Annotated in this window: 5 protein-coding genes; 4 read left to right on the top strand and 1 reads right to left on the bottom strand. The window is 48.2% G+C overall.

Going from position 1 to position 7,846, the window contains the following annotated elements; translation table 11 throughout:
- From Q0238_RS04000 to murG, 4 genes are all read left to right on the top strand, one after another.
- A partial coding sequence (locus tag Q0238_RS04000; protein ID WP_297943121.1) for a type II secretion system F family protein occupies positions 1-503 on the top strand: 503 nt, incomplete at its 5' end.
- 159 nt (positions 504-662) lie between these two features.
- A complete protein-coding gene (locus Q0238_RS03995; RefSeq protein ID WP_297943123.1) occupies positions 663-2,906 on the top strand; it encodes a DNA translocase FtsK in 2,244 nt (747 codons plus the stop codon).
- A gap of 1,474 nt (positions 2,907-4,380) precedes the next feature.
- Complete coding sequence (locus Q0238_RS03990; RefSeq protein ID WP_297943119.1) at positions 4,381-5,541, top strand: FtsW/RodA/SpoVE family cell cycle protein; 1,161 nt, start codon at positions 4,381-4,383, stop codon at positions 5,539-5,541.
- Between the two features lie 134 nt (positions 5,542-5,675).
- Positions 5,676-6,689 (top strand): undecaprenyldiphospho-muramoylpentapeptide beta-N-acetylglucosaminyltransferase, encoded by a 1,014-nt coding sequence (gene murG, locus Q0238_RS03985; protein WP_297943117.1) that lies wholly within the window; start codon positions 5,676-5,678, stop codon positions 6,687-6,689.
- Positions 6,690-6,948: 259 nt separating this feature from the next.
- Here murG and Q0238_RS03980 read toward each other — a convergent pair whose 3' ends face one another.
- Complete coding sequence (locus tag Q0238_RS03980) at positions 6,949-7,587, bottom strand: tetratricopeptide repeat protein (protein WP_297943115.1); 639 nt, start codon at positions 7,585-7,587, stop codon at positions 6,949-6,951.
- Positions 7,588-7,846: the final 259 nt, after the last annotated feature.

Below are 7,846 nucleotides of genomic sequence, written 5' to 3'. Positions count from 1 at the left end.
GGGCATATCGCAATAACCCTGAATTTAAAAAAGGCTTTGACAAGACGATTTTAAAGGTCTATCTATTTGGTAAGATCATATTTTTCTCGACTATGTCGCGATTTATGCTTATTTTTACAGAGCTTGTGCGAGCGGGTATTCCTATCGCAGATGCACTAGATACATCTGTTTTAATGGTGGATAATCATACTTTAAAAGAGAAACTCTCTACCGTTAAAATTGCCGTGCAGCAGGGCGTGAGCCTAACAGAGGCGTTTAACAATACAGGGCTTTATGAGAGTATGCTTATTCAGATGATCAGCGCGGGCGAGCAGGCCGGTAACCTCGATAAGATGCTCGGTAACGTCACGGATTATTATAAAGAGAAATTCGACGACATCATCGATAATATCTCAAGCTACGTCGAGCCGATCATGCTATTTTTTATGGCGGGCATGGTTCTTCTTTTGGCGCTTGGTATCTTCATGCCTATGTGGGATCTGGGCAAAGCTGTCAAAAACTAACCCCTTTAATTCCGCGTCCGCAAGGGCGCGGAATTTTATCAAAGCATTAAAATTTCATCCTTCAAATAAAATTTTAACCTTCATTTGGCTAAAATACCGCTTTAAATTTAAGGATCTATCATAATCAAAGAAGTATATTTTATCGTCGTATCGGCCATCATAATATTTTTTGGACTTGCCACCATTGCGCCCGATTCTGCGCTCGTAGGCAGCGCAGGCAATGCCATTCGCTCGTTTAATACCCAGCTATTCGGCTATTTTGCATACATCTATCCGCTATTTTTGCTCGCCTTAGCATACGTAGCCTATAAGCATTTTCGCGGTTTTGACTTTAGATTTTTTGAGTTTAGTATCGGCGCAATTTTGCTATTTTTTACCATTTTGATGGTGCAGTCGAGTCTCTTTGGCGCTAGCGGCGGAGCAGTCGGCAGCTTCGCGGTGGACGGACTTAGGCGCATGATCGGAAGCGTCGGCGTGTGGATTTTTAATATTACGATTTTTGTGCTTTCGCTAGTGCTTATATTCGAAGACCGCTTTACCGACATCATCAAAAACTGCTTCGTGGGCTCAAGAGACGAAGGCGCGCAGGATGGAATTGGAGACGATTTTGCTAGCGATGCGGATGCGGCGCAAAGAGGCGGGTTTGCAAAGCATTCGTCTGCGCAAGGCTTGAGAGGTGCGGAAAATTTTAACGCTTTGGATAACTCTTTGAGCGCAGAGGACGGTTCGGCGAAACAGGGTAATTTTGCGGAGCAGGGCGCAAGCGAGCGCGGTTTTGAAGGCGGGCAAAATTTTCAAAATTTAAACGATACTCGCGAGCCTGAAAATGAGCAGAATTTAGGTGACGCGCAGGGTCTGCAGGCTTCCACTGAACGCGAGCTTAAAATGCCGCAAAAGGGAAAGCCGAGCAGACTAAAAAGGGTCGAGCGCCTAAGCGAGGTCGCCGAAAACAAAAGGCTTTTGGATCAGCTCGACAAGGGTAGGGTGGCTAAGCCCAAGGATTTTAAGCTGCCGCCGCTTGATTTTTTAAACCTGCCGCCAAAAAAGAAAAGCAATATCGACGAGAGCGAGATCGATCGTAAAATTTACGACCTGCTCGATAAGCTGCGTAAATTTAAGATTGACGGCGACGTGGTGCGGACCTACTCGGGTCCGGTCGTTACGACATTTGAGTTTCGCCCTGCCGCGCACATCAAAGTAAGTAAAATTCTCACGCTGCAAGATGATCTGGCGATGGCTCTTAGGGCGCAGACCATCCGTATCCAAGCCCCGGTTCCGGGCAAAGACGTCGTGGGTATCGAGATCCCGAATCAAAATATCGATACGATTTATCTGCGCGAAATTTTAGAAAGCGACGTGTTTAAAAGCGCTTCCAGTCCGCTTACCATCGTGCTTGGCAAGGACATCGTGGGGCAGCCCTTCGTTACCGACCTTAAGAAACTGCCGCATCTTCTCATCGCAGGCACCACGGGAAGCGGCAAGAGCGTGGGTATCAACGCCATGCTGCTTAGCCTTTTGTATCGCAACTCGCCCAAGAGCCTGCGCCTAATAATGATCGATCCAAAGATGCTCGAGTTTAGCATTTACAACGACATCCCGCACCTGCTAACGCCCGTCATCACGCAGCCTAAGCAGGCGATCATCGCGCTAAGCAATCTCGTTGCGGAGATGGAGCAGCGTTACTCGCTCATGGCGCAAAACAGGACGAAAAATATCGATAACTACAACGAAAAGATGCTGCGCGAAGGCGGCGAAATTTTGCCTTACATCGTCGTTATTATCGACGAGCTCGCGGATCTGATGATGACGAGCGGCAAGGACGTAGAGCATTACATCGCGCGTCTAGCGCAGATGGCGCGCGCCAGCGGCATCCATCTCATCGTGGCGACGCAGCGCCCTAGCGTGGATGTCGTCACGGGGTTGATAAAGGCGAATCTGCCTAGCCGCATCAGCTTCCGTGTGGGCTCAAAGGTCGATAGCAAGGTGATTTTGGATCAGATGGGCGCGGACAGCTTGCTCGGACGGGGCGATATGCTCTTTACGCCGCCTACCGCACCGGGGCTCATCCGCCTGCACGCGCCGTTTACGACCGAGAATGAGATCAATAAGATCGCGGAATTTTTAAAAGCGCAAGAAAGCGTCGTTTATGACGAGCGATTTTTGATCGAAAACGAGGGCGCCAAGCAAGAAGGCGGCATAATCAATCCGCAAAATATCGTGCTTGACGAGCTTTACGACGAGGCGAAAGCGATCGTTTTGGAGGAGGAGAAGACCTCGATCAGCTACCTGCAGCGCCGCTTGCGTATCGGATACAACCGCGCCGCGACGATCATTGAGCAGCTCGAACAGATGGGCATTTTAAGCGAGATCAACGCCAAAGGTCAGCGCGACATAATCAAGTAAATTTCAAAATTTTGATGAAATTTAAGCGGCGAAATTTTGAAATTTATTGGATTTGCGGACGCCGGAATTTTTAAAATTTAATCGATCTGTTTCGGTGAAATTTTAAAATTTATCGGATATGAAGCGGTGGAATTTTAAAATTTTTTGATCTGTATGGCGGATTTTAAATTTTAAAATTTGCGCGTTCTGCAGCTCGCACTTGTGCCTCTGTGACCGGGGGAAGGCGGACGGTTTATACTGATGCGAGGATGCGATCGAAGCCTCTTGCAGCGCGGGAGACGTTTTAAAAGTAGTGCTCGGTGGGTATGAACAGCGCGTTTTGCAGCTTGTGTTTGCGGCGTGCGCGCTGTCTAAATTTATAAGGTGTAGTTTAATTGCGCGCTGTGTTCTTGGCGCCAAATTTTAATCACGGCGTGAAATTTTAGAGTGCAAGCGGAGCAGAAACAGGGCAGGGTTCTAAAATTAAGTGCTAAAAATTTTGCGGTTTTAAATTCTATAAATTTACAAAGACCGGCAGAATTTAAAATTTTAAAATTTAGCTTCTTTTATGGGCTTTAGAATTTCGAAATTTTAAAATTTGCCGCAGCGAACCTGAATTTTAAATAACGCCGCGCCGACATGAAACGTCTTGCGACTGCACAAGCAGGAAAAGTTGCCAGAGGCTAGCTTGCCGCGTGCGAGTACATGAGTGAAAAGTTCGTCGCGCGCTGAAGGCCGATGGTGGAGTATCGCAGTCGTTCACAGCGGTTAATTTGCAGTGTGAGTACCCGTGTCGCACGCCAAAAACCGATGGATCGTGGGCGGCGCGACGAGCTGTTTGGCGCGCGGTGTTTTGCGTGGGCGTGTTTTTACAATACAAAGTGGGTACATTTGCGATATGTTTTGCGGTGCGGCTGTATTGTGAGATGCAGCACGTTTTGCATCGTCCGGGCGCTGAAAATCGATCGGCATGCGAGCGTGTTTGTAATGGATGTTGCGCGTAAAATTTTGCAACTATCGCGCACGAGTAGCGCGCGATTTTGCGCAGTTGTGATTTGCGACCTTGTATCGCGTGCCGAAAGTCGCCGCGATACGCCTGCCAGAGTAGAATGCACCCGCCTGTGTATTAAAAGATAGTGCGAGGTTGCGCTCTACGTACGGCGTGGCAGTGTACGTCGAAAGGCTGCACGATGCGCGAAGGTAAAATGCGTACTTGCGGCGACGCAGGACGTGGCTGTGCTTTACGGCGCACTATCCTGCAGCATGCACCGCAAAGCCGCCTATGCGCGAGAATAAAATTCGCGCCGCGCGTCAAAGACGCACGATCGCACTGCGTGCCAAAAGACGATGCGTGGTCGTGCCGTACGCTTTTTAAAAGGCGGTGCCACGATCGGCGCCGTACGCCGCGGGCGCGATGCGAGGTTTGAGCCTCACGTGGCAGACGAAGTATGCACGGCGCGCGTAAATGCGAATAAATTTTAAAACGGAGAGATGATTGAAAACCGATAAATGGCTATATTACTTCACCTGCGCGCTCATTACGATCGGCATGATATTTTCGCTGTCGTTGAGCTCATATACGGTGCTTCTGCTGGGTGCTACGCCGCTGCATTTTTTTTATCGTCAGTGCGCGGTAGGGATCGCGTGCATCGCGGTGATGTGGATCGTCTCGCGCGCCGATCCCGATAAATGCCTAACGCCGGTGTGTATGTCGCTTTTTGCGATTATGGGGATTTTAATGCTCGCGATGGGCTTTTTGCCCAAATCCTTGGTCGCCGACGTAAACGGTGCGGCGCGCTGGATCAGACTGCCGTTTTTTAACCTCGCGCCGGTGGAATTTTTCAAGGTGGGCTTCATCTACTTTTTGGCGTGGAGCTTCTCGCGCAAGCTCGATCACTCCAAAAAAAGCATCGGGCGCGAGATCGCGACGCTGCTTCCATACGTAGCGCTTTTCGGCTTTGTGGTGATCCTGGTCGCCATCGTGCAAAACGATCTGGGGCAGGTCGCGGTACTGGGGCTTACGATGATTTTTATGTCGCTTTTTGCGGGCACGAGCTTCAAGCTCATCGGCTTTAGCTTTATGGGGATTTTGGGGCTCGCTTACGTTTTTATCGTCACGAGCGCGCACAGGGTCGATCGCGTGCGCTCGTGGTGGGGCGGCGTGCAGGATTTCGTGCTGTCGTTTATGTCGCCCGAAACTGCCGCAGGGCTGCGTATAGAGGACGCTAGTGCGCCGTATCAGGTCGGACACTCGCTAAATGCGATAAACAACGGCGAGTTTTTCGGGCAGGGGCTTGGGCTTGGAAGCTTTAAGCTCGGCTATCTGAGCGAGGTGCATACCGACTTCGTGCTTGCAGGTATCGCCGAAGAATGGGGATTTGTCGGGATTTTGCTCATCGTGGCGCTATTTTATGCGATGCTCTTTCGTATCTTTCAGACCGCGAGCAAGTCGCCGAGTAACGTAAATTTCCTCTTTTGCCTGGGTATCGGCTTTATGTTTTTCTTTTCGTTCATTATCAATTCCTACGGCATCACGTCGATCTCGCCGGTAAAGGGCATCGCCGTGCCGTTTATAAGCTACGGCGGCAGCCACCTGCTCGCGGCGTCGTTTGCGGTGGGGCTCGTTTTGATGGCGTCGAAAAGGGCGAAATTTTAAGCTTTTGCGGGCTTTTGGCGGACGCTGTTTTAAATTTGGCATAAAATTTAGAGCCGAATGCGCTTAAAATTCTATGCCGAAGCGTGCCGAGGCTCAAATTTAAGCGCTAAATTTTATAAATTTAAAGGAAAAGTATGGTCATAGCAATCAGCGGCGGCGGCACCGGCGGGCATCTGATAATCGCTAAAAATTTAGCCGCCCGTCTTGCGAAGCAGGGCATTGAAGTAATCTTCATCGGCTCAAACCACGGGCAGGATCGCGCGTGGTTTGAGGACAGCGAGCTTTTTGCGCGCACCTATTTTTTGCAAAGCTCGGGCGTCGTCGATAAAAAGGGTATCGCCAAGCTAGCCTCGCTGCTAAATATCCTGCGCCTCTCGCTTGCGGCGCGTAAAATTTTAAAGCAAAACGGCGTGCGCGCGCTCATCAGCGTAGGCGGATACAGCTCGGCGCCCGCATCCATCGCGGCGATCCTTTCTCGCGTGCCGTTTTTTATCCACGAGCAAAACGCCGTTTGCGGGCGACTTAACCGCCTACTAAGGCCCTTTGCGCGTGCGTTTTACAGCTCCTATGAAAAGCCCGCGTTTGCCTATCCGATCGCAGATATTTTTTTCGAGACGGCGCGGCCGCGCACGGCGCTTAAGACGGTCATCTTTTTGGGCGGCTCGCAGGGGGCGAGCTTTATTAACTCGCTTGCCGTGGAGCTTGCGCCCAAGCTTTTGAGCCTCGGCTACGGCGTGATCCATCAGTGCGGTGAGCGCGAGTTTGAGCGTATCTCGCAGATCTACGCGCAGCAGGGTCTCGACATACAGCTTGTGGGCTTTTGCAAAAACATGCACGAGCTCGTCGCAAGCGCCGATCTTTGCGTCGGGCGCAGCGGCGCCAGCACGCTGTGGGAGCTCTGCGCAAACGGCCTGCCTGCGATATTCGTGCCGTTTCCTTTCGCGGCGGCGGATCATCAGTTTTATAACGCGAAATTTCTTGAAGAGCGCGGACTTTGCGAAATTTTACGTCAAGAAGACGCAAGCGGCGAGCGGATTTTGAGCTTGATTGAGAGCTTTGACGTGGCGCGAGCGAGCAAAGGACTGCTTGAGCTCGCTGATAAAAACGGCGCGCAAGCGATAATCGACGACGTAATGAGTAAAATTTAAAGTACTTCTGTTTTATGTCCGTACTTTGTGTGTAATTTCATCGCAGAGCAGGGCGAATAAAATTTCAAAATTTACTTTTGTGCGCTTTACCACGCGCAAATACGGCACAATAGGGTAAAATGATGCTTTAAGAATGTAAAGCGGCGCAAGGATCGGCTACGTAAGATCGGCGAAAACGATAGCGGCGAAATTTAAATTTAATTTGGGAAAATTTGAGAGGTTTTACCCGAGCTAAATTTGCGCTCGGGTAAAATTCGGATTATTTTAAGATATCATACATATCGCAAGATTTTTGCCACCTACTTTTATACTCTGGGTAATTCTGCGTGCTGTAATCATCTCTGCCAAGATCGCAAGCCTTTTTAAGGTATTCTGCAGCTTTACTTTTATCCCCATAGTTATAAAGATATGAAGCGAAATTCCGACATCCGTCGACGTCTCCTTTGTCGCAAGCTCTTCTATAATATGCCGCGCCTTTTACTATATCCCTTTGCACGCCTTGCCCATTTTCATACATAAGACCGATATTTGAGCATGCAGTGGTTGTTCCGCCGTCGCAAGCTATACTATATAGCTCAAAAGCTTTTTTATAGTTTGGCTTAACGCCGAATCCAGCTTGATACATAAGTCCAAGATTTAGGCAGGCTTCTAGAGAATATTTATCTTGCTTGATATTTTTATCTTTTTTGCAAACTTTTTCAAAATAAAATTTAGCTTTTTTATAGTCTTTGTTCAAACCGGAAATGCCAAAAAGATAACTATCTCCTAATCCAACGCAAATTGGACTATCTCCGCTCTCGCACTCTTTGTCTAAATATTCGATTTGAGTTTGTGTTAATTCTTCAGTAGAAAATGCTAAATTCGCTAGAACCACCAAAATCAAAATTACTTTCTTCATTTTTTCTCCTTTAAGATAATGCAAATGCTTATAGCTAGAAATACAAAAAACGCTAACCAAATTAAAATATAATTTTTATCGTTTATGTTATCAATAAAATATATAGAGATAAGTCTGCTCGTCAAAGCTATCAAACAACCAAATACTAACTTTTTTCCAAGCAAATTAAGTATTTTGTTATTAATTAACTTATCAAATCTCTTTAACATTCATTTGCATTCTTTCAAATAAAAATTTAACGTATTCTCCCCCCCCCCCC

The organism is uncultured Campylobacter sp. (assembly GCF_938045775.1).
Lineage (GTDB): Bacteria > Campylobacterota > Campylobacteria > Campylobacterales > Campylobacteraceae > Campylobacter_B.
Note: the sequence above shows the minus strand (reverse complement) of the source record. Positions and strands in the feature narration are given on the sequence as shown.

What these genes read in the sequence shown, in the direction of transcription:
- murG (WP_297943117.1), top strand. Translation starts at nt 5,676, where the DNA reads ATGGTCATAGCAATCAGCGGCGGCGGCACCGGCGGGCATCTGATAATC.
- Q0238_RS03980 (WP_297943115.1), bottom strand. Translation starts at nt 7,587, where the DNA reads ATGAAGAAAGTAATTTTGATTTTGGTGGTTCTAGCGAATTTAGCATTT.